The following is a 19,702-nucleotide window of genomic DNA, read 5'->3' as shown; positions in this document are numbered from 1 at the left end:
AATCACAGCCCACCGAATCATATATTGGACAACTTTCCATACCCACGGCACTCTTGGGGTTTTGCGATTTCCCGAGGAGACACCATGCCGACTTACCGTTCCCACACCACGACCCAGGGCCGCAACATGGCGGGCGCCCGCGCCCTGTGGCGCGCGACCGGCATGAAGGACGGCGACTTCGACAAGCCGATCATCGCCGTCGTCAACTCGTTCACCCAGTTCGTGCCGGGCCACGTGCACCTGAAGGACCTGGGCCAGCTGGTCGCGCGCGAGATCGAGGCGGCGGGCGGCGTCGCCAAGGAATTCAACACCATCGCCGTCGACGACGGCATCGCGATGGGCCACGGCGGCATGCTGTACTCGCTGCCGTCGCGCGACCTGATCGCCGACTCCGTCGAGTACATGGTCAACGCCCACTGCGCCGACGCGATGGTCTGTATCTCGAACTGCGACAAGATCACCCCGGGCATGCTGATGGCCGCCATGCGCATCAACATCCCGACCGTGTTCGTGTCGGGCGGCCCGATGGAAGCGGGCAAGGTGATCAAGGTCGTCAACAACGACAAGAAGATCATCAAGCTGGACCTCGTCGACGCGATGATCCAGGCCGGCGACTCGAAGATCTCCGACGCCGACGTGGCCGAAGTCGAGCGCTCGGCCTGCCCCACCTGCGGTTCCTGCTCCGGCATGTTCACGGCGAACTCGATGAACTGCCTGACCGAGGCGCTGGGCCTGTCGCTGCCGGGTAACGGCACCATCGTCGCCACCCACGCCGACCGCAAGGAACTGTTCCTGCGCGCCGGCCGCCTGATCGTCGACCTGGCCAAGCGCCACTACGAGGGCGACGACTACACGATCCTCCCGCGCAGCATCGCGACCAAGACCGCGTTCGAGAACGCGATGGCGCTGGACGTGTCGATGGGCGGTTCCACCAACACGGTGCTGCACCTGCTGGCGGCCGCGCACGAGGCCGGCGTGGAATTCACGATGGCCGACATCGACCGCATCTCGCGCAACGTGCCTTGCCTGTGCAAGGTCGCGCCGATGACGAACAAGTACCACATCGAAGACGTGCACCGCGCCGGCGGCATCGTCGCCATCCTCGGCGAACTGGCGCGCGCGGGCCTGCTCGACACGTCGCTGCCGACCGTGCACTCCCCGACGCTGGGCGACGCGATCGAGAAATACGACATCAAGCGCAGCGACGACCAGGCCGTGCATCGACTGTTCCGCGCGGCGCCGGGCGGCGTGCCGACGCAGGTCGCGTTCTCGCAGGCCGAGCGCTTCGACAGCGCCGACCTCGATCGCGCCGAAGGCTGCATCCGCGACCGCGCCCACGCCTACTCGCAGGACGGCGGCCTCGCGGTCCTGTACGGGAACATCGCGGAAAAGGGCTGCATCGTGAAGACGGCCGGCGTCGACGAAAGCATCCTGAAGTTCTCGGGCAAGGCGCGCGTGTTCGAAAGCCAGGATGCGGCCGTGGAAAACATCCTGGGCGATACCGTGCACGCGGGCGACGTCGTCATCATCCGCTACGAAGGCCCGAAAGGCGGCCCGGGCATGCAGGAAATGCTGTACCCGACGTCCTACATCAAGTCGAAGGGGCTCGGCAAGGCGTGCGCGCTGTTCACGGATGGCCGCTTCTCGGGCGGCTCGTCGGGCCTCGTGATCGGCCACGCGTCGCCGGAAGCGGCGGAAGGCGGCGCGATCGGCCTCGTCGAGGAAGGCGACATGATCGACATCGACATCCCGAACCGCACCATCAACCTGCGCGTGACGGCTGAAGAGATGGCGCACCGCCGCGCGGCGATGGAAGCGCGCGGCGACGCCGCGTGGCAGCCGGTCAACCGCGAGCGCGCAGTCTCGCAGGCACTACGTGCCTACGCGGCGCTGACCACGTCGGCCGACCGCGGCGCCGTGCGCGACCTGTCGCAACTGAAGCGCTGACCGGCAGCCTGACGAACTTGGCGGCGATGCTGGCCGCGATGGCCAGCACGCCTATGGTTGCGAGCAATGCCTGCAGCATGGTGTCCTCACACAAAGTAGGTTTTGACGAAGAAGGCAACCGTGATCGCGGTCGTCGCGCACAGCGTGACGGCGCGGATCACCCCCGGCGGCGCCCGCCGTCCGATGTGCGCGCCGCCGTACCCCCCGAGCGTCGCGCCGGCCAGCAGCGCCAGCGTCTCCGGCCAGCGCACCGCGCCGGCCGCGATGAACGCGAGTACCGCCACCGTGTTCGCCGCGCTGACCAGCAACGTGCGCGGCGCATTCAACAGTTTCAGGTCGCGGTTGTCGAGCAGTCCCCACATCGCGATCATCATGATCCCCACCGCCCCGCCGAAATAACCGCCGTAGACGCCCAGCGCGAACTGCACGGCCAGCACGGCGCGTGCGTGGATGCGCCAGCGCGCGCGCAGGGCTTCGCCGATGCGCCGCCCGAACGCGAGCGCGATGGACGCCACCAGCAGCAGCCAGGGCAGCACGGCCGTGAACGCGCCGGATGACGTCCGCAGCAACAGCACGGCGCCGACGAGGCCGCCGCACAGGGTCGCGGCCAGCAGCGCGCGCAGCGGCACGGCGCCGACCGGCCCCAGGCCGTCGCGATAGGCCCACGCGCTGGCCAATCCACCCGGAAACAGCGCGACCGTGCTCGACGTATTCGCCTGCACCGGAGGCACACCCGCCGCGATCAGCGCCGGCAGGCTGACGAACGAACCACCGCCCGCCAGCGCATTCATAGCACCGGCCACCGTGCCTGCCGCGAACGTGAGAATCATTGTATTCATGTCACGATGGTAGTCGGCGGGCTGGGCGCCCGCAATCCGGCAATTCCGGCGTCACACTTCGACCCAGCCGAAGGCACGATTACGCCCGCCATGCCTGCGCGTTAAATATTGGAACGATAATCCCGGGATTCCCGCTGGGTTGGCAAGGCGTCGAAACCGCGTAGCGAATCGAAAAGTCCTTTTGCGACAATATGTTAGCGATCACTCAAGCAAGTGTTGTTTTCCCCGCGTATCCGTGACATTTCTCGGCAAGAAGCTTGCCACACGGCAATTCGATCTGACATGATCAGCACCGATGCGGTCCCAGATACCGCAAACACGAAACCTACCCGAACATCGACGGAGCGCCGCGTGCCCCGACTACGCCCCCTGCAAACTTATTCCCCGCTGATCGTGGCCGTGGCCGCGTCGGGCGTCATCGTCCCGCTGGCCGGCTGGCAGTGGCATGGCTGGCTGTGCGCCGCCCTCCTCCTGGCCGGTGGCGCGTTCGCCGCCCTGCGCGCGCCCCTGCCGCAGGCCGGGCAATCCCCCGGCGCCGACTTCGCCGACCGCCGCGCGTTCAGCGCCGACGTGGCCGGCGTCTGGGCGTCGCACATCGATGCGTCGCGCGCCCAGATGGAGACGGCCGTCGTCGCCCTCGTCGAGCGCTTCTCCGGCATCGTCACCCGTCTCGGCCAGGCGCTGGACGCGTCGGGCACGGCGCGCAACGGCGACACCATCGTCGACGCGTTCGCGGCCAGCGAAAAGGAATTGCGCTCGCTGCTGGACATGCTGGCCGGCGCGGCCGCCAGCAAGCAGCAGATGCTGCAGAAGATCGAAGGCCTGGAAGAAATCACGGCCACCTTGCAGGAGATGGCGGCGGACGTCGCCAGCATCGCGTGGCAGACCAACCTGCTGGCGCTGAACGCGGCCATCGAGGCGGCGCGCGCGGGCGAGGCGGGACGCGGTTTCGCGGTCGTCGCGAGCGAGGTGCGCATGCTGTCGAACCGCTCGGCCGACGCGGGCAAGCACATCGCCGAACAGGTCGGCCGCATCAGCGCCGCGATCGACGTCACGTGCCGCGCGGCCGAGGACTCCATGCGCGCGGAGACGCGCGCCGTGCAGGCGTCCGAACAGATGATCGGCAACGTGCTCGGGTCCCTGCGCGGCGTCACCGACGCCCTCGTGGCCTCGTCCGGCCTGCTCCAGCGCGAGAGCGCCGGCATCCAGGCGGAAGTCGGCGACGCGCTCGTGCAGCTGCAGTTCCAGGACCGCGTCAGCCAGATCCTGTCGCACGTCCGCGACAACATCGCCCGCCTGCCCTCGTGGCTGGACGAGCAACAGCAAGGTGGCGGCCTCGATGCCCGCAGCCTGCTGGCCGAACTCGAAAGCACCTACGCGATGGCCGAGGAACGCACGCTCCACAAGAGCACCGCGAAGCCCGCGCCGCAGCTGGCCGAAGACATCACGTTTTTCTAGACTAGGATTTAACCATGGCAAAAACCATCATGGTGGTGGACGATTCGATCTCGATCCGCCAGGTCGTCGGCATCGCACTCAGGCAGGCCGGCTATGACGTCATCGAAGGCGTCGACGGCAAGGACGCGCTGGCCAAGCTGACCGGCCAGAAGGTCAACCTGATCATCAGCGACGTCAACATGCCCAACATGGACGGCATCGCGTTCGTGCGCGAACTGAAGACCCGTCCCGCCTACAAGTTCACCCCGGTCCTCATGCTGACCACCGAGTCGCAGGAAGACAAGAAGGAACAGGGCAAGGCCGCCGGCGCGAAAGCGTGGATGGTCAAGCCGTTCAAGCCGGAAGCCCTGCTGGCCGCCGTCCAGAAGCTGACGTTCGGCTGACCCACCGCGCCGGCGCAGGCCGGCCATCACGGAGCAATGATGCAATGACGATTATTGGCGAAACGAGCCAAGGGGCCGCCGCATGCCTGGCGGTCGAAGGCGAAATGACGATCTACCGCGCCGCGGAGCTGCATCCCGTGCTGCTGGACGCCGTACGCACGATCGATGCGCCCACGCTCGACCTGTCCCAGGTGACGGAGTTCGACTGCGCCGGCATGCAGCTGCTGCTCGTGGCGCGGCGTGAAGCCCGGCGCCTCGGCAAGGCGCTCGCGCTGCGGGACGCCAGCCCCGCCGTGTGCGACGCGTTCGCAATGCTCGGCATGACCGCCGAAGGAGAGCCTGCATGAGCATCGACATCGACCATGTGACGCACACCTTCATCGCCGAAAGCCGCGAACTGCTGGAGCAGATGGAAAGCGCCCTGCTCGCGGTCACGCGCGACGGCCTCGACGCCGTCAACGCGATCTTCCGCGCGGCGCACACGATCAAGGGATCGGCCGGCATGTTCGGCCTCGACCCCGTCGTGCGATTCACGCACGTGGCCGAGAGCGTCCTGGACAAGGTGCGCGACGGCGCCATCCCCGTCGGCGACGAACTCGTCGCGCTGCTGCTCGCATGCCGCGACCACATCGGCGCCCTCGTCGACGCGGTGGAAAGCGGTACCCTCGACGATGCGGACCTCGCCGCGGCAGGCGCGCCGCTCGTCGCCCAATTGCAGGCCTACCTGGACGGCGGCGCGGCACCGGCGCCCACCGCCGCCGCCGCCACCACGGCACCCGAAGCGACCGGCGGCGCGGCCGGCCACTGGCACATCTCGCTGCGCTTCGGCCCCGACGTGCTGCGCAACGGCATGGACCCGCTGTCGTTCATCCGCTACCTGGGCCAGCTGGGCACCATCACCGGCATCGCGACGATCGCCGACGACCTGCCGGCGCTGGACGAGTTCGATCCCGAGTCGTGCTACCTCGGCTTCGAGATCGGCTTCCACGGCACCGCCGACAAGGCGACGATCGACGGCGTGTTCGACTTCGTGCGCGACGACTGCGCGATCCGCATCCTGCCGCCCGAGAACCGCCTCGCCGAATACCTCGCGTGGCTGGACGAGGCGCCGGCGCAGCGCGAGCGCCTGGGCCAGATGCTCGTCCGCTGCGGCAGCGTCACCGCGCACGAACTGGAACACGCGCTGGCGGCGCAGGCTGCAAGCAGCGCGCCGGCGCAACCGATCGGCGCGATCCTCGTCGAACAGGGCACCGTGCGCGCACCCGTCGTCGAAGCGGCCCTCGCGAAGCAGCGCCAGGCGCCGGACGCGCCGCGCCAGCAGCAGGAAAGCCGCTCGGTGCGCGTGGATGCGGACAAGCTGGACCGCCTGATCAACCTCGTGGGCGAATTGATCATCGCGGGCGCGGGCGCCAACCTGATCGCGCGCCGCACGCAGATCCCCGAGCTGCTGGAATGCACGTCGACGCTGTCCAGCCTCGTCGAGGAAGTGCGCGACAGCGCGCTCCAGCTGCGCATGGTGAAGATCGGCGCCACGTTCAACCGCTTCCAGCGCGTCGTGCACGACGTGGCGCGCGAGCTGGGCAAGGACATCCGCCTGGTGGTCAGCGGCGAGGACGCGGAACTGGACAAGACCGTCGTCGAGAAGATCGGCGACCCGCTCACGCACCTCGTGCGCAACGCGATGGACCACGGCATCGAGCCGGCCGACGTGCGCGCCGCGCGCGGCAAGCCGGCCCAGGGCACCGTCGCCCTGAACGCCTACCACGACTCGGGCAGCATCGTGATCGAAGTGTCGGACGACGGCGGCGGCCTGAAACGGGAGCGCATCCTCGCGAAAGCCGTCGAACGCGGCCTCGTCGAGCCGGGCCGCCTGCTCACGGACAAGGAAATCTTCAACCTGATCTTCGAACCGGGCTTCTCGACGGCGGAACAGGTGACGAACCTGTCCGGCCGCGGCGTGGGCATGGACGTCGTCAAGCGCAACATCGTCGCGCTGCGCGGCAGCGTCGACATCGCCAGCACCGAAGGGCAAGGCACCACCGTCACGGTGCGCCTGCCCCTGACGCTGGCGATCATCAACGGGTTCCAGGTCGGCGTCGGCAAGTCGGTGTTCGTGATCCCGATGGACATGATCGAGGAATGCATCGAGTTCGTCGAACAGCCGGGCTGCGACTGGGTCGATTTGCGCGGCCAGCCGCTGCCCTTCGTGCGCCTGAGGGAACGCTTCGGCGTCAAAGGCGTGCCGGCACGGCGCCGCAGCATCGTCGTCGTGCGCTACGGCGGCAGCAAGGCCGGCCTCGTCGTCGACAGCCTGCTGGGCGAATTCCAGACCGTGATCAAGCCGCTCGGCAAGGTGTTCGCCGGCGCGCGCTTCCTGTCCGGCTCCTCGATCCTCGGCAACGGCGACGTCGCACTGATCCTCGACATGGCGGCCCTGCTGGCCGGCGTCGAACACGAAAGCCAGGCCGCCGCGGCCTGACATTTAACTGAAGTGGAGAGCCACATGCTCAAGAACCTGAAAATCGGCATCCGCCTGGGCCTCGGCTTCGGTGCGGTACTGCTGCTCCTGCTGGCGATCGCGCTGCTGGCCATGAACCGCATGGCGGTCATGAACGATGCCACCGCCTACATCACGGCGGATGCCTACCCGAAAGTCGCCATCGCCAAGGACCTGATCCGCGACGTCGTCGACGCCCCGCGCCAGATGCGCGGCATGCTGCTCACCAGCGACGAAGCGGAAAGCGAGCGCTATCGCAAGGTGATCGAACAGCTGCGCGCCGACACGAACGGACGCATCGCCGAACTCACCAGGCTCGTCGCCAGCGAAACCGGCAAGAAGATGCTCAAGCAGATCACAGACAGGCATGCGGCCCTGGAACCGGCGTATGCCCAGTTCTATGGCCTGGTGCGCGGCGACCGCCAGCATGCCGCGGAATTCGTCAGCAAGACCTATGTCCCGCTCAACCGCGAACTGATCGCGGCCGTCGACGAACTGACCAGGCACCAGTCCGACAAGATGCAGAAGAAGGCCGACGAGGCGGGTGCCACGTATGAAGAGACGCGCCGGCTGGTGATCGCGATGACGGCGGGCGCCGCCCTGCTCGCGCTGACGGTGGCGGCCTTCATCACCCTGTCCGTCACCCGTCCGCTGCGCGTCGCCGTGAACGCGGCCGACCGCCTGGCGGCCGGCGACCTCACGGTGCACATCGAGAGCCATGCGCGCGACGAGGCCGGCCTGCTGCTGGCCGCGATGAAGAACATGATCGCGAAGCTGACGCAGGTCGTCGGCGACGTGAACGGCGGCGCCCAGTCGCTGGCGTCGGCGTCGGAGGAAGTCAGCGCGACGGCGCAGGCGCTGTCGCAGTCGGCGTCCGAGCAGGCGGCCGGCGTCGAGGAGACGAGCGCCTCGCTGGAACAGATGACGGCATCGATCTCGCAGAACACGGAGAATGCCCGCGTCACCGACGGCATGGCCACGCAGGCCGCGCGCGAGGCCGCGGAAGGCGGCGAAGCGGTGAAGGCGACCGTCGCCGCCATGAAGCGGATCGCGAAGCAGATCGGGATCATCGACGACATCGCCTACCAGACCAACCTGCTGGCGCTGAACGCCGCCATCGAGGCGGCTCGCGCCGGGGAACACGGCAAGGGCTTCGCCGTCGTCGCCGCCGAGGTGCGCAAGCTGGCCGAACGCAGCCAGGTCGCCGCGCAGGAAATCGGCGAAGTGGCGACGAGCAGCGTGGAGCTGGCCGAGCGCGCCGGCGGCCTGCTCGACCGGATGGTGCCGAACATCCGCAAGACCTCGGACCTCGTGCAGGAAATCACGGCGGCATCGGAAGAGCAATCGGCCGGCGTCGGCCAGATCAACGCGGCGGTCGGCCAGATGAGCCAGACGACGCAGCAGAACGCATCCAGCTCCGAAGAGCTGGCCGCGACGGCCGAGGAAATGAGTTCCCAGGCCGAGCAGCTGCAGCAGGCGATGGCGTTCTTCCGCCTGGCGGGCGGCGACGCGCCGGCGCCGGCGCGCCTGCCGGCACGGCGCGCGCCCGCGCATCCGGCCGCGGCGCCGAAGCGCAAGGGCATCGCCATGCACAACCCCGCGTACGCCGCCGAGGCGGACCTGGACGAAGCCAGTTTCACCCGTTTCTGATACCGCGCAGCCGCCCCGAGGAGACCTGCCATGTTCCGTAACCTGAAAGTCAGCGCCCGCCTGGCACTTGGCTTCGGCACCGTCAGCGTGTTGCTGGCCGCCGTCGTCGCGATGGGCATCCACAGCGTCGCCAGCGTCAGCGACAACGTTGGCGAGATGGCCAACGACAAGTATCCGAAGGTCGTGCTCAGCTACGACGCGATCGGCAACATCCACGAGATCGCCACCGCGATGCGCAACATCGTGCTGACGGAGGATCCGGAAGCGACCCGGCGCGAGCTGGCGCAGTTCGACGAATCGCGCAACGACCAGCGCGCGGATATCGAGAAGCTGCAGAACCTCGTCAAGTCAGCCGCCGGACGCCAAATCATGGAGGGCATGAACCAGCAGCGCCAGAAAAACCTGGTGGTGCAGGACCAGTTCGTGCGCCTCATACACGAAGGCAAGCGCGCCGAGGCCAGGACACTGCTGACGACGCAGATCCAGCCGGTGCAGGACGCGTACATCAAGGCGATCGAAAAGCTGATCGATCACCAGAATGCGTCGATGGAGCAGTCGGCCACGGACGCGTCGGCCGAATACGTCGAGACCCGCAACCGCCTCACGCTGCTGGGCGCCGCCGCGGTCCTGATGGGCGTGGGCATGGCTTTCTGGATCACCCTGAGCCTCACCCGTACGCTGGGCGGCGAGCCGGCCTACGCGGCCGACCTGCTCAAGCGCATCGCGAACGGCGACCTGTCCGGCGACGTGGCGCTGCGCCGCGGCGACAACGACAGCATGCTGCACGCCGTCGGCCAGATGGTGACGAAGCTGCGCCAGGTGATCGCGGGCCAGCGCGCCGTCGTGGAAGCGGCCAACCGCGGCGAGTTCGGCGTACGCGTCGACACGGCCGGGATGCAGGGGTTCCAGAAAGAGATGGGCGATGGCCTGAACCAGCTCGTGACGACGACCGGCGCCAGCATCGACGACGTCGTGCGCGTCATGTCTGCGCTGGCCGAAGGCGACCTGACGAAGCGCATCGACAAGGATTACCAGGGCGCGTTCGCGAAGCTGAAGGATTATTCGAACGGCACCATGGACCGGCTGGCGCAGGTCGTCGGCGACGTCAACGGCAGCGCGCAGTCGCTGGCGTCGGCGTCGGAGGAAGTCAGCGCGACGGCGCAGGCGCTGTCGCAGTCGGCGTCCGAGCAGGCGGCCGGCGTCGAGGAGACGAGCGCCTCGCTGGAACAGATGACGGCATCGATCTCGCAGAACACGGAGAATGCCCGCGTCACCGACGGCATGGCCACGCAGGCCGCGCGCGAGGCCGCGGAAGGCGGTGAAGCGGTGAAGGCGACCGTCGCCGCCATGAAGCGGATCGCGAAGCAGATCGGGATCATCGACGACATCGCCTACCAGACCAACCTGCTGGCGCTGAACGCCGCCATCGAGGCGGCCCGCGCCGGGGAACACGGCAAGGGCTTCGCCGTCGTCGCCGCCGAGGTGCGCAAGCTGGCCGAACGCAGCCAGGTCGCCGCGCAGGAAATCGGCGAAGTGGCGACGGGCAGCGTGGAACTGGCCGAGCGCGCCGGCGGCCTGCTCGACCAGATGGTGCCGAACATCCGCAAGACCTCGGACCTCGTGCAGGAAATCACGGCCGCATCGGAAGAGCAATCGGCCGGCGTCGGCCAGATCAACGCGGCGGTCGGCCAGATGAGCCAGACGACGCAGCAGAACGCATCCAGTTCCGAAGAGCTGGCCGCGACGGCCGAGGAAATGAGTTCCCAGGCCGAGCAGCTGCAGCAGGCGATGGCGTTCTTCAAGCTGGACGCGGGACACAGCATCAAAGCGGCCGCCGGCAAGCCGTTCAAGACAAATACGGCGAAGCGCCATGCCCCGAGGACGATCGGGACGCTGGCACTCGCCTCGGTCGGCGCACCGGACGAAGCCGACTTCGCACACTTTTAAAAGTTAAGGAAATACCATGACAGTCGTAAAGAAGATGATCCTGCTCGTGCTGGCAGCGCTCATCGGTATCGTCGCCCTGGCGGCAATGGGGCGCTACCAGCTCGTCCGCGTCTACGATGCGGCAAGCTATGGCACGGTCAATTCGGTTCCCAGCTTCCTCGCCCTCGACGAAGCGTTCGAACAGCTGGCCGTGTACCGGACCCGAGTGTGGCAGCATATCGCGCAGACCGACGCGGACAACCTGGCCGCGATCGACCAGCAGATCGGCGAGAACCGCCGCAAGATCGACGAGGCGCTCAAGAAATACGAGTCGCTCGTTTCGGACGACAAGGACAAGGCGCTGCTCGCGGCCGACCGCGCCAGCCTCGCGGACTACGCCCGCGTCGTGGACGAGGTGCTGAAGCTCTCGCGCGGCGGCAAGAACACCGAAGCGCGCGACCTGATGATGGCGAAGGTCGCCCTGGCGGACAAGAACTGGGAAGCGTTCGCGAACCACCGCACGTACAACGAGGAACTGGCGAAGAACGGCGGCGAGCGTGCCGTCGCGATCCAGAACTCGGCGGAGACGATGTCGCTCGCCTTTGCCGTCGCCACGCTGGCGGCCGTCGGCCTGCTCGGTTTCTACATCACCCGCAGCCTGCTGGCCCAACTGGGCGGCGAACCGGCGTACGCGGGGGCCGTCATGGCCCGCATCGCGGGCGGCGACCTGGACGCCGACATTCACACGAAGCCGGGCGACGACGCCAGCATGCTGGCCGCCGTCAAGGGCATGGTCGCGAAGCTCACTCAGGTCATCGACGGCCAGCGCGCCGCGGTGGAAGCCGCGAACCGCGGGAATTTCGATGCGCGCGTCGACCTGGCGGGCCTGCAGGGCTTCCAGAAGGAGATGGGTGAAGGCCTGAACCAGTTGATGGCGACGACCGGCGCCAGCATCACCGACGTGGTGCGCGTGATGGGCGCGGTGTCGCGCGGCGACCTCTCGAACCAGATCGACAAGCCGTACCAGGGCGCCTTCGGCGAGCTGAAGGAATATACGAACAACACCGTGCACAAGCTGACGCAGGTGATCGAGGGCCAGCGCCGCGTCGTGCAGACGGCCAATCGCGGCAACTTCGACGAGCGCGTGGAACTGGCGGGCCTGCAGGGCTTCCAGAAAGAGATGGGCGAAGGCCTGAACCAGCTGGTGGCGACGACGAGCGCATCGGTCGAGGACGTGGTGCGCGTGATGGGCGCGATGTCGGAAGGCGATCTCACCAAGCGCATCGACAAGTCCTACGAGGGCGAGTTCGCCAAGCTGAAGGAATACGCGAACAACACCGTGGACAAGCTGGCGCAGGTGGTGGCCGAGGTCAACGCGGCCGCCGATTCCCTCGCCAGCGCGTCCGAGCAGGTGAGCGCGACGGCGCAGTCGCTGTCGCAGGCATCGGGCGAACAGGCGGCGGGCGTCGAGGAGACCAGCGCGTCGATCGAGCAGATGACGGCATCGATCGCGCAGAACACCGAGAACGCGAAAGTCACCGACGGCATGGCGACCAATGCTGCCAGGGAAGCGACCGAAGGCGGCGCGGCCGTGAAGGAAACCGTGGCCGCGATGAACCAGATCGCCAAGAAGATCGGCATCATCGACGACATCGCCTACCAGACCAACCTGCTGGCACTGAACGCCGCCATCGAGGCCGCCCGCGCCGGCGAACACGGCAAGGGCTTCGCCGTCGTCGCCGCCGAGGTGCGCAAGCTGGCCGAACGCAGCCAGGTCGCGGCACAGGAGATCGGCGAAGTGGCGACCAACAGCGTGGAGCTGGCGGAACGCGCCGGCACCCTGCTCGACCAGATGGTGCCGAACATCCGCAAGACGTCGGACCTCGTGCAGGAAATCACGGCCGCGTCGGAAGAACAGTCGGCCGGCGTCGGCCAGATCAACGCGGCGGTGGGCCAGCTTGCCCAGACGACGCAGCAGAACGCGTCCAGCTCCGAAGAGCTGGCGGCGACGGCCGAGGAAATGAGTTCCCAGGCCGAGCAGCTGCAGCAGACGATGGGCTTCTTCCGCCTCGCGGCCGGCGCGGCTGGCCACACTGCCCGCACGCGCCCGGCGCCCCGCGCCAAGCGCACGACGCTGCGCGTGGCCGGCGGCGCGCCGATCCAGGCCGAGCCCGACGAAGCCAGTTTCACCCATTTCTGATCCACGGTGACCGTATGACGCACACGAACCAGGCAACGCACGCGGACGCCCAGTCCGCCCAATACCTCACCTTCATGCTGGGCGGCGAAGCCTTCGGCATCGGCATCATGGCCGTCAAGGAGATCATCGAGTTCTCCGGCCTCACGGAAGTACCGATGATGCCGGACGCGATCCGCGGCGTGATCAACCTGCGCGGCGCCGTCGTGCCCGTGATGGACCTCGCGGCCCGCTTCGGCCGGCCGCAATCCGTGGCGGGCAAGCGCACGTGCATCGTCATCGTCGAACTCGAACACGACGGCGAGCGCCAGCTGACGGGCGTCGTCGTCGATGCCGTCAGCGCCGTGCTGGACATCGCGGCCGCCGACATCGAACCGGCGCCGTCGTTCGGTACGCGCATCCGCGGCGACTTCATCGCCGGCATGGGCAAGGTGAACGGCAAGTTCGTCATCCTGCTGAACGTGCAGCAGGTGCTCGCGCTGGACGGCCTGCCCGACCTGGCCGGCGCCGACGCCCTCGCCGCCTGAGCGCCATGCAGAACTGTGCGATCAGCCAGGGCGAGTTCGCGCGCTTCCAGCGCTTCATCTTCGACATCGCCGGCATCTCGATGTCCGATTCGAAGAAGGCACTGGTCAGCGGCCGCCTCGCCAAGCGCCTGCAGCATTTCGGCCTGCCGTCGTACGACGCCTATTTCCGGCTGCTGACGGACGGCGCGCACAAGGACGAGGTGCAGCTGGCCGTCGACCTGCTGACGACGAACGAGACCTATTTCTTCCGCGAGGCGCGCCACTTCGAGCTGCTGCGCGAAGCGGCCGAAGCGGCGCGCCCGTCGCTGCGGGCGAATGCGCCGTTCCGCGTGTGGAGCGCGGCCTGCTCGTCCGGCGAGGAACCGTACAGCATCGCGATGGTGCTGGCCGACGTGCTGGGATCGGCGCCGTGGGAAGTCGTGGCCTCCGACATCAGCACGCGCGTGCTGGAGCGCGCCCGCACCGGCCACTATCCGATGGAGCGCGCGACCCACGTGCCGCAGGACTACCTGCGCCGCTATTGCCTGAAGGGCATCCGCGACCAGCACGGCACGCTGCTCGTGGAACGCGGCCTGCGCGAGCGCGTGCAGTTCCGCCAGGTGAACCTGAACACGGCGCTGCCCGGCGACCTGGGCACCTACGACCTCGTCTTCCTGCGCAACGTGATGATCTACTTTAACGGCGACACCAAGCGCCAGGTCGTCACGCGCATCATGCAGCGTATCAAATCGGGCGGCCATCTGTTCATCGGCCACTCGGAAAGCCTGCAGGAGATGGGCGACGTGCTCCGTGCCGTGATCCCTTCCGTCTACCGTCTACCCTAACCGGCATGAAAACAATCGATGTGATGGTGGTCGACGACTCGGCCGTCGTGCGCAAGGTCGTCGGCGCGGTGCTGGAATCCGCGCCCGGCATCCGCCTGCTGCACGCCGTGGCCGACCCGCTGCTCGCCATCGAGCGCATGAAGCAGGCCTGGCCCGACGTGATCCTGCTGGACGTGGAGATGCCGCGCATGGACGGCATCACGTTCCTCCGCAAGATCATGGCGGAGCGGCCCACGCCCGTCGTCATCTGCTCGACGCTGACGGAAAAAGGCGCGGAGACGACGATGGCCGCGCTCGCGGCGGGCGCCGTGTCCATCATCACGAAACCCAAGCTGGGCCTGAAGGACTTCCTCAGCGAGAGCGCGGACGAACTGATCTCCGCCGTGCGCGCGGCGAGCCACGCGAACGTGCGCAGGCTGGCGGCACGCGCCGCGCCCGCGCCCGTCGCCGTAAAGCTGACCGCGGACGCCGTGCTGCCGGCCGCGCCCGACACGCGCGCCCTGCTGCGCACGACCGAGCGCGTCGTCGCCATCGGCACCTCCACGGGCGGCACGCTGGCTTTGGAAGAAGTGCTGGCGGCGCTGCCGCGCGTCACGCCCGGCATCGTCATCGTGCAGCACATGCCGGAAAAATTCACGGCCGCCTTCGCCGACCGCCTGAACGGCCTGTGCCAGATCGAGGTGCGCGAGGCGCGCCACGGCGACCGCGTGCTGCCGGGCCGCGCGCTGATCGCGCCGGGCGGCAGGCACATGCTGCTGCGGCGCGACGGCGCCAACTACCACGTGGACGTCATCGACGGCCCGCTCGTGAACCGCCACCGCCCGTCCGTCGACGTGCTGTTCCGTTCCGTCGCCAGGCACGCGGGCGCCAACGCGCTGGGCATCATCATGACGGGCATGGGCGACGACGGCGCGGCCGGCCTGCTCGAGATGCGCAAGGCGGGCGCGCGCACCGTCGCGCAGGACGAGGACAGCTGCGTCGTCTACGGCATGCCGAAGGAAGCCGTCAAACGGGGCGGCGTCGAGAAATCCGTGCCGTTGAAAGCGATCGACCGCGAGATCCTGCAGCAGCTCGGGGTGCGCTGATCGCGTATCATCGCTCCTGAACAGCCGATCCAGAAGCTGATGCCAGGAGAGTGAGATGAACAAAGGAATGTATGCCGCCGCGCTCGCTGTGTGCCTGACTGCCTGCGGCGGTGGCGGCGGCAATGCCGGCACGGGGAATACCCCGCTGACGCCGCCCGTGTCCAGCAACGGCAACCTCGACGCGTACGTCGGCACGTGGACCTCCGCGTGCGCGTCGCACGCGGTCGACACGGCCGTCATCGCGCGCGCGGCCGGATCGAACAATGCGCTCACGATCGCCGTCACGACGAATTACTATGCCAACACGGCCTGCACGGGCGACGTCATCGCCACGCAAGTGTGGAGCGCCCCCACGACGGCGACCTGGGTCGGCACAGTGACCTCGTCCATCATGCCGGGATCGGTCTCGGCCTCCATCGACAAGGTGACGGCGCAGCAGCCGCAGCGCAGCGTCACGTTGACGGGCACCTTCGTCAGCCGCAAGATCGTCGACGGCCAGCCCAACTGGTGCATCGATTACGCGGGCGGTGCCGTGTGCGTGCCCGACCGGATCTACGCGGCCGAACCGGCGCCGTTCGACGGCCTGGCCATCGTGGGCGGCGAGCTGGTCGAGGTCAAGTCGAACGGCGTCAACTACGACGCCGTCGAGTATTTCACGAAACGCTGACGGGCAGCGCGGCCAGCCCGCGCAGGCCGGCGATGCCGTTCCAGCGCGGGGCCGCGTCGGGCATGCGGAGCGTCGGCCAGCGGCGCAGCACAGCGCGCAGCACGACGTCGGCCTCCAGCAGCGACAGGCCGGCGCCAATGCACACGTGCGGTCCGCTGCCGAACGACAGGTGGCTGCCGGCGCGGCGCGTGATGTCGAACGTGTCCGGATCGGCGAAGCGGTCCGGATCGCGGTTCGCCGCGCCGATCAGCGCGATCACGAGGTCGCCGCGCCTGAGCGTGGTGCCGTGCAAGGTGAGTTCCGTGGCGACGCGCCGGCCCGTGTACTGCACGGGACTGTCGTAGCGCAGCAGTTCGCGGATGGCGAGCGTGATGCCGTCTTCGTCCGCGCGCAGCCGCGCCCACGCGTCCGGGTGCGTGAGCAGCGTGTACAGGCCATTGCCGAGCAGGTTGCGCGTCGTCTCGTGGCCGGCGAACAGCAGCATCGCGCATTGCGCCAGCAACTCGCCGTCCGCGCGCAGTTCGCCCGCGGCCTCGGCCTGCAGCAGGCGGCTGACGAGGTCCGTGCCGGGGGACGCCCGGCGCGCGGGCAGCAGCGCGTCGAAATAGCGCACCATCTGCAACAGGCTGCGCTGGGCCGCGCGCAGCTGGTCGGCCGTCGGCTGCAGCGCGCCGATGAAGGCGGCAAGGTCGTCCGACCACGCCATGAAGCGCGCCTCGTCCTTGCGGGCGATGCCCAGCATCAGGCCGATGACGCGCGACGGCAGCGGACGCGCGACTTCGGCGATGAAGTCGAAGCCGGCTTGCGCGTCGAGACCGTCCAGCAGTTCGTCGGTGAGCCGCTCGACGTCGGCCCGCAAGGCGCGGATCAGGGTCGGATGAAAACCGGCCGCCATCGCCTTGCGCACACGCTGGTGGTCGGCGCCGTCCAGGAACACCATCGCGCTGCCGAACAGGCGCTGGAACAGGTCGAGGCCCGCCTGGGCGCGGCGTCCCGCCAGGCTCGCGTCGACGCCGGGGATGCGCTTGATCCAGCCGCCCGTGCGCTGCGACGACAGGCGCGCATCGCGCAGCGCCAGTTCGATGTCCGCGTGGCGCGTCAGCACCCAGGCGCCCTGGAACACGTCCTCGCGCCACAGCACCGGTCCCGCCGCGCGCAGGCGGCGATAGGTGGGATACGGATCGTGCAGGAAGGCGGCGTCGAACGGTGCCGCGTCCGCATCCGGCACGATTGGCGCGAGATCTCTCATGCGATTCATTGGATGATGGTCTGCCGGCACATGCCGGGGCCCGCACTTTATCATTTTTCGGCCCGCCGGTCGCGCTTGACGATTAAAAAAGAATGATGCATTCTCTTTTAAAATCTCACCGGAGACGACCATGGGAACGACTGGACGGGACGCCGCGCTGCTGCTGGACCTGGACGCGACGGGGCAGGCGGCGCTGATCCGCACGGGCGACATCGCGCCCGCCGAGCTGCTGGAGGCTGCCATCGCGCGCATCGAGGCGCTGCAACCGCGCGTGAACGCGCTCGTCGACTTCGACCCCGAGGCGGCACGGCGCCAGGCGGACGGCCGCGAGCCCGGCGGCGTGTTCGCGGGCGTGCCCACGCTCGTCAAGGACCTGCTCGCGTTTCCCGGCTTCCCGACGGGGTTCGGTTCGCGCCTGTTCCACGGCGCGCGGCTGCCGGGTACGTCGCCGTATGCGCAGGCGCTGCGGCGTGCGGGCCTCGTCGTGCTGGGCAAGAGCACCACATCGGAATTCGGCCTGCTGGGCACGACGGAACCCCTCGCGACGGGCCCCACGCGCAATCCATGGCGGCACGACCTGTCGGCGGGCGGTTCGTCCGGCGGCGCGGCGGCGGCCGTCGCGGCGGGGATGGTGCCGGTGGCGCACGCGTCCGACGGCGGCGGTTCCATCCGCGGCCCCGCCTCGTTCTGCGGCCTGTTCGGCTTCAAGCCCAGCCGCGGACGCACGGTGGCCGCCGATATCCCGCCGGACATGCCGACGGCCGCCCTCCTTGCCGACCACTGCGTGAGCCGCTCGGTGCGCGACAGCGCGGCGTGGCTGAAGGCGACCGAAGCGCCCGGCCACGCGGCGCCGCTGCCGGACCTCGCGGCGCTGCGCGACACGCCGCCCCCCCGCCTGCGCATCGGCGTCTACCGCCGCGACCTGTTTGGAGAACTCCCGTCGCCCGACGCCCTCGCCGCGCTGGACGCCGCCACGCGCCTGTGCACGGACCTGGGCCACGACGTCGTCGAGACGGCGGGCCCGGCCTGCGACGCACCGGCCGTGAGCCGCGCCTTTTTCACGCTCACGGCGGCCGGGCTGGCCGGCATGGCGGACCAGGCGGCGGCGCTGATGGGGCCGGCCTTCGACGCGGGCCTGTTCGAACCCTATACGCGCGACCTGGTCCGGCGCGCGCGGGCGGCATCGGCCGACGAGGTGCGGGCCGCCGGCGCGGCGCTGGCGGCGGCAGGCGCGTCGGCGCGGGCGGCCGGCGCCGGTTTCGATGTGCTGTTGAGCCCCACGGTCCCGTTCACCGCCTTCCCGCTTGGCCGCCACGGCCCCGGCCAGGACCCGGACGACCTGATCGCGTTCACCAACCGGCTGGCCGGCTACACCGTGCCCGCGTCGCTGGCGGGCTGGCCCGCGATGTCGGTGCCGCTGTACTGGTCCGAGGCGGGCCTGCCGCTGGGCTGCCAATTCACGGCCGCGCACGACGCGGATGCGCTGCTGCTGCGCCTCGCGTTCCAGCTCGAAGCGGCGGCGGACTGGGCGCCGCGGCTGCGCGCGATGCAGGACGGGCTGGCATGCCGCAACGATTGAAAGACGACGTCCGCGACCGCATCCTGGCCGCGGCCGCGCGCACGTTCGCGCAGCGGGGCTATGTGCAGGCCACGCTGGCCGACATCGCCCGCGACGCGGACATCGCCCCCAGCAACATCTACAAGTACTACGGGAGCAAGCAGGCGCTGTTCGACGCCGTCGTCACGCCCGCCATCGCGGCACGCCTGTTCCGTCTCCTGCGCGCGCGCCTGCGCGAGTTCGACACGCTGGGCAGCTGGTCCGACGCGCATGCGGACGGCTCCGCCCACGCGAAGGCACTGTTGGAGTTCTGGGTCGAGCATCGGCTCGCGGTGCTGATCCTCCTGAACGGCGCGGCGGGCACGCGCTTCGCGCCCGTGCGCGAGCGCATGGCGCAGGAGATGGCGCGCCAGGCGGCCCGCTTCGTGCGCCGCCAAACGGCGGCCGCGCCCGACGCCCACTTCGACATGGTGCTCCGCCAGGTCTTTGCGAACACCGTGGCGATGATCGCGGCCATCCTGGAACGGTACGCGTCCGGTGCGGACATCGCGCAAGCGTTCGCGACATTCTGGACCTATCAGCTCGCGGGACTGGAGGCGCTCGTCAGGAACCGCAACCGCGGCGCCCGGCAGCGCGCACCGGCTTGCGCTGCCCAGGGTGACACGGGCTACCACGGCAGGCCGGAAAAGGCCGTGCACCACGACGCGTCCGACCATTGCGCGGCACGGCTGGCGACCACCGCGTGCTGGAAGAAGACGTGATCGCGCCGCGTCGAGACCGGGCGCATCGAGGCGGGTCGCGTCGGCTCGCCGAACCGTAAGCCGGCGCGGGCTGCGACAGATGTTGCGCACGCGCGCGACAGATGTGCCGTCCGCGCCGCCCGCGCAGGGGCGCG

General features: G+C 68.9%; 16 protein-coding genes. 14 read left to right on the top strand and 2 right to left on the bottom strand.

What is annotated here, in order from left to right:
- Window positions 1-84 precede the first annotated feature (84 nt).
- The gene (gene ilvD, locus ACEN98_RS27355) at window positions 85-1,947 is read left to right on the top strand and encodes a dihydroxy-acid dehydratase (RefSeq protein WP_413388039.1); all 1,863 of its coding nucleotides are present in this window, start codon (window positions 85-87) and stop codon (window positions 1,945-1,947) included.
- 86 nt (window positions 1,948-2,033) lie between these two features.
- On the opposite strand, the gene ACEN98_RS27350 is transcribed toward ilvD, so the two are convergent.
- Entirely contained in the window at window positions 2,034-2,786 is a 753-nt protein-coding gene (locus tag ACEN98_RS27350) for a sulfite exporter TauE/SafE family protein (protein WP_413388038.1), read from the bottom strand.
- A 282-nt stretch (window positions 2,787-3,068) separates the two neighbouring features.
- On the opposite strand from ACEN98_RS27350, the gene ACEN98_RS27345 reads away from it, so the two are divergent.
- Genes ACEN98_RS27345 through ACEN98_RS27295 form a run of 11 tightly spaced genes read left to right on the top strand, consistent with a single transcriptional unit; the run spans window position 3,069 to window position 16,000 of the window.
- Entirely contained in the window at window positions 3,069-4,244 is a 1,176-nt protein-coding gene (locus ACEN98_RS27345) for a methyl-accepting chemotaxis protein (RefSeq protein ID WP_413388037.1), read from the top strand.
- Between the two features lie 14 nt (window positions 4,245-4,258).
- Window positions 4,259-4,627 (top strand): response regulator, encoded by a 369-nt coding sequence (locus ACEN98_RS27340; RefSeq protein ID WP_105377323.1) that lies wholly within the window; start codon window positions 4,259-4,261, stop codon window positions 4,625-4,627.
- A gap of 44 nt (window positions 4,628-4,671) precedes the next feature.
- Entirely contained in the window at window positions 4,672-4,974 is a 303-nt protein-coding gene (locus tag ACEN98_RS27335) for a lipid asymmetry maintenance protein MlaB (protein ID WP_413388036.1), read from the top strand.
- 2 nt (window positions 4,975-4,976) lie between these two features.
- Complete coding sequence (locus tag ACEN98_RS27330) at window positions 4,977-7,106, top strand: chemotaxis protein CheW (protein ID WP_413389100.1); 2,130 nt, start codon at window positions 4,977-4,979, stop codon at window positions 7,104-7,106.
- A 24-nt stretch (window positions 7,107-7,130) separates the two neighbouring features.
- The gene (locus ACEN98_RS27325) at window positions 7,131-8,774 is read left to right on the top strand and encodes a methyl-accepting chemotaxis protein (RefSeq protein ID WP_413388035.1); all 1,644 of its coding nucleotides are present in this window, start codon (window positions 7,131-7,133) and stop codon (window positions 8,772-8,774) included.
- A 30-nt stretch (window positions 8,775-8,804) separates the two neighbouring features.
- Window positions 8,805-10,721 (top strand): methyl-accepting chemotaxis protein, encoded by a 1,917-nt coding sequence (locus tag ACEN98_RS27320; protein ID WP_413388034.1) that lies wholly within the window; start codon window positions 8,805-8,807, stop codon window positions 10,719-10,721.
- 16 nt (window positions 10,722-10,737) lie between these two features.
- Window positions 10,738-12,900 (top strand): methyl-accepting chemotaxis protein, encoded by a 2,163-nt coding sequence (locus ACEN98_RS27315; protein ID WP_413388033.1) that lies wholly within the window; start codon window positions 10,738-10,740, stop codon window positions 12,898-12,900.
- Window positions 12,901-12,914: 14 nt separating this feature from the next.
- Complete coding sequence (locus ACEN98_RS27310; RefSeq protein ID WP_413388032.1) at window positions 12,915-13,424, top strand: chemotaxis protein CheW; 510 nt, start codon at window positions 12,915-12,917, stop codon at window positions 13,422-13,424.
- A 5-nt stretch (window positions 13,425-13,429) separates the two neighbouring features.
- Window positions 13,430-14,248 carry a CheR family methyltransferase gene (locus ACEN98_RS27305; protein ID WP_413388030.1) on the top strand — a complete coding sequence of 273 codons (819 nt, stop codon included), beginning with the start codon at window positions 13,430-13,432 and terminating at the stop codon, window positions 14,246-14,248.
- A gap of 5 nt (window positions 14,249-14,253) precedes the next feature.
- Window positions 14,254-15,333, top strand: coding sequence for a protein-glutamate methylesterase/protein-glutamine glutaminase (locus ACEN98_RS27300; RefSeq protein ID WP_413388029.1), 1,080 nt, complete (start codon window positions 14,254-14,256; stop codon window positions 15,331-15,333).
- Window positions 15,334-15,388: 55 nt separating this feature from the next.
- Window positions 15,389-16,000, top strand: coding sequence for a hypothetical protein (locus ACEN98_RS27295; protein ID WP_413388028.1), 612 nt, complete (start codon window positions 15,389-15,391; stop codon window positions 15,998-16,000).
- Here ACEN98_RS27295 and ACEN98_RS27290 read toward each other — a convergent pair.
- On the bottom strand, window positions 15,987-17,258 hold the full coding sequence (locus ACEN98_RS27290) for a cytochrome P450 (protein WP_413388027.1): 1,272 nt from the start codon (window positions 17,256-17,258) through the stop codon (window positions 15,987-15,989). The genes ACEN98_RS27295 and ACEN98_RS27290 overlap by 14 nt on opposite strands.
- 121 nt (window positions 17,259-17,379) lie before the next feature.
- Between ACEN98_RS27290 and ACEN98_RS27285 the strand changes: the two genes are divergently transcribed.
- Window positions 17,380-18,828, top strand: coding sequence for an amidase (locus tag ACEN98_RS27285; RefSeq protein ID WP_413388025.1), 1,449 nt, complete (start codon window positions 17,380-17,382; stop codon window positions 18,826-18,828).
- Complete coding sequence (locus ACEN98_RS27280) at window positions 18,813-19,568, top strand: TetR/AcrR family transcriptional regulator (protein ID WP_413388024.1); 756 nt, start codon at window positions 18,813-18,815, stop codon at window positions 19,566-19,568. The genes ACEN98_RS27285 and ACEN98_RS27280 overlap by 16 nt, the downstream gene beginning before the upstream one ends.
- Window positions 19,569-19,702: the final 134 nt, after the last annotated feature.

The sequence above is a fragment of the Massilia sp. CT11-137 genome, from assembly GCF_047302885.1.
Classification (GTDB): Bacteria; Pseudomonadota; Gammaproteobacteria; order Burkholderiales; family Burkholderiaceae_D; genus Telluria; species Telluria orientalis.
Note: the sequence above shows the minus strand (reverse complement) of the source record. Positions and strands in the feature narration are given on the sequence as shown.

What these genes read in the sequence shown, in the direction of transcription:
- ilvD (WP_413388039.1), top strand. Translation starts at nt 85, where the DNA reads ATGCCGACTTACCGTTCCCACACCACGACCCAGGGCCGCAACATGGCG.
- ACEN98_RS27350 (WP_413388038.1), bottom strand. Translation starts at nt 2,786, where the DNA reads ATGAATACAATGATTCTCACGTTCGCGGCAGGCACGGTGGCCGGTGCT.
- ACEN98_RS27345 (WP_413388037.1), top strand. Translation starts at nt 3,069, where the DNA reads ATGATCAGCACCGATGCGGTCCCAGATACCGCAAACACGAAACCTACC.
- ACEN98_RS27340 (WP_105377323.1), top strand. Translation starts at nt 4,259, where the DNA reads ATGGCAAAAACCATCATGGTGGTGGACGATTCGATCTCGATCCGCCAG.
- ACEN98_RS27335 (WP_413388036.1), top strand. Translation starts at nt 4,672, where the DNA reads ATGACGATTATTGGCGAAACGAGCCAAGGGGCCGCCGCATGCCTGGCG.
- ACEN98_RS27325 (WP_413388035.1), top strand. Translation starts at nt 7,131, where the DNA reads ATGCTCAAGAACCTGAAAATCGGCATCCGCCTGGGCCTCGGCTTCGGT.
- ACEN98_RS27320 (WP_413388034.1), top strand. Translation starts at nt 8,805, where the DNA reads ATGTTCCGTAACCTGAAAGTCAGCGCCCGCCTGGCACTTGGCTTCGGC.
- ACEN98_RS27315 (WP_413388033.1), top strand. Translation starts at nt 10,738, where the DNA reads ATGACAGTCGTAAAGAAGATGATCCTGCTCGTGCTGGCAGCGCTCATC.
- ACEN98_RS27310 (WP_413388032.1), top strand. Translation starts at nt 12,915, where the DNA reads ATGACGCACACGAACCAGGCAACGCACGCGGACGCCCAGTCCGCCCAA.
- ACEN98_RS27305 (WP_413388030.1), top strand. Translation starts at nt 13,430, where the DNA reads ATGCAGAACTGTGCGATCAGCCAGGGCGAGTTCGCGCGCTTCCAGCGC.
- ACEN98_RS27300 (WP_413388029.1), top strand. Translation starts at nt 14,254, where the DNA reads ATGAAAACAATCGATGTGATGGTGGTCGACGACTCGGCCGTCGTGCGC.
- ACEN98_RS27295 (WP_413388028.1), top strand. Translation starts at nt 15,389, where the DNA reads ATGAACAAAGGAATGTATGCCGCCGCGCTCGCTGTGTGCCTGACTGCC.
- ACEN98_RS27290 (WP_413388027.1), bottom strand. Translation starts at nt 17,258, where the DNA reads ATGAATCGCATGAGAGATCTCGCGCCAATCGTGCCGGATGCGGACGCG.
- ACEN98_RS27285 (WP_413388025.1), top strand. Translation starts at nt 17,380, where the DNA reads ATGGGAACGACTGGACGGGACGCCGCGCTGCTGCTGGACCTGGACGCG.
- ACEN98_RS27280 (WP_413388024.1), top strand. Translation starts at nt 18,813, where the DNA reads ATGCCGCAACGATTGAAAGACGACGTCCGCGACCGCATCCTGGCCGCG.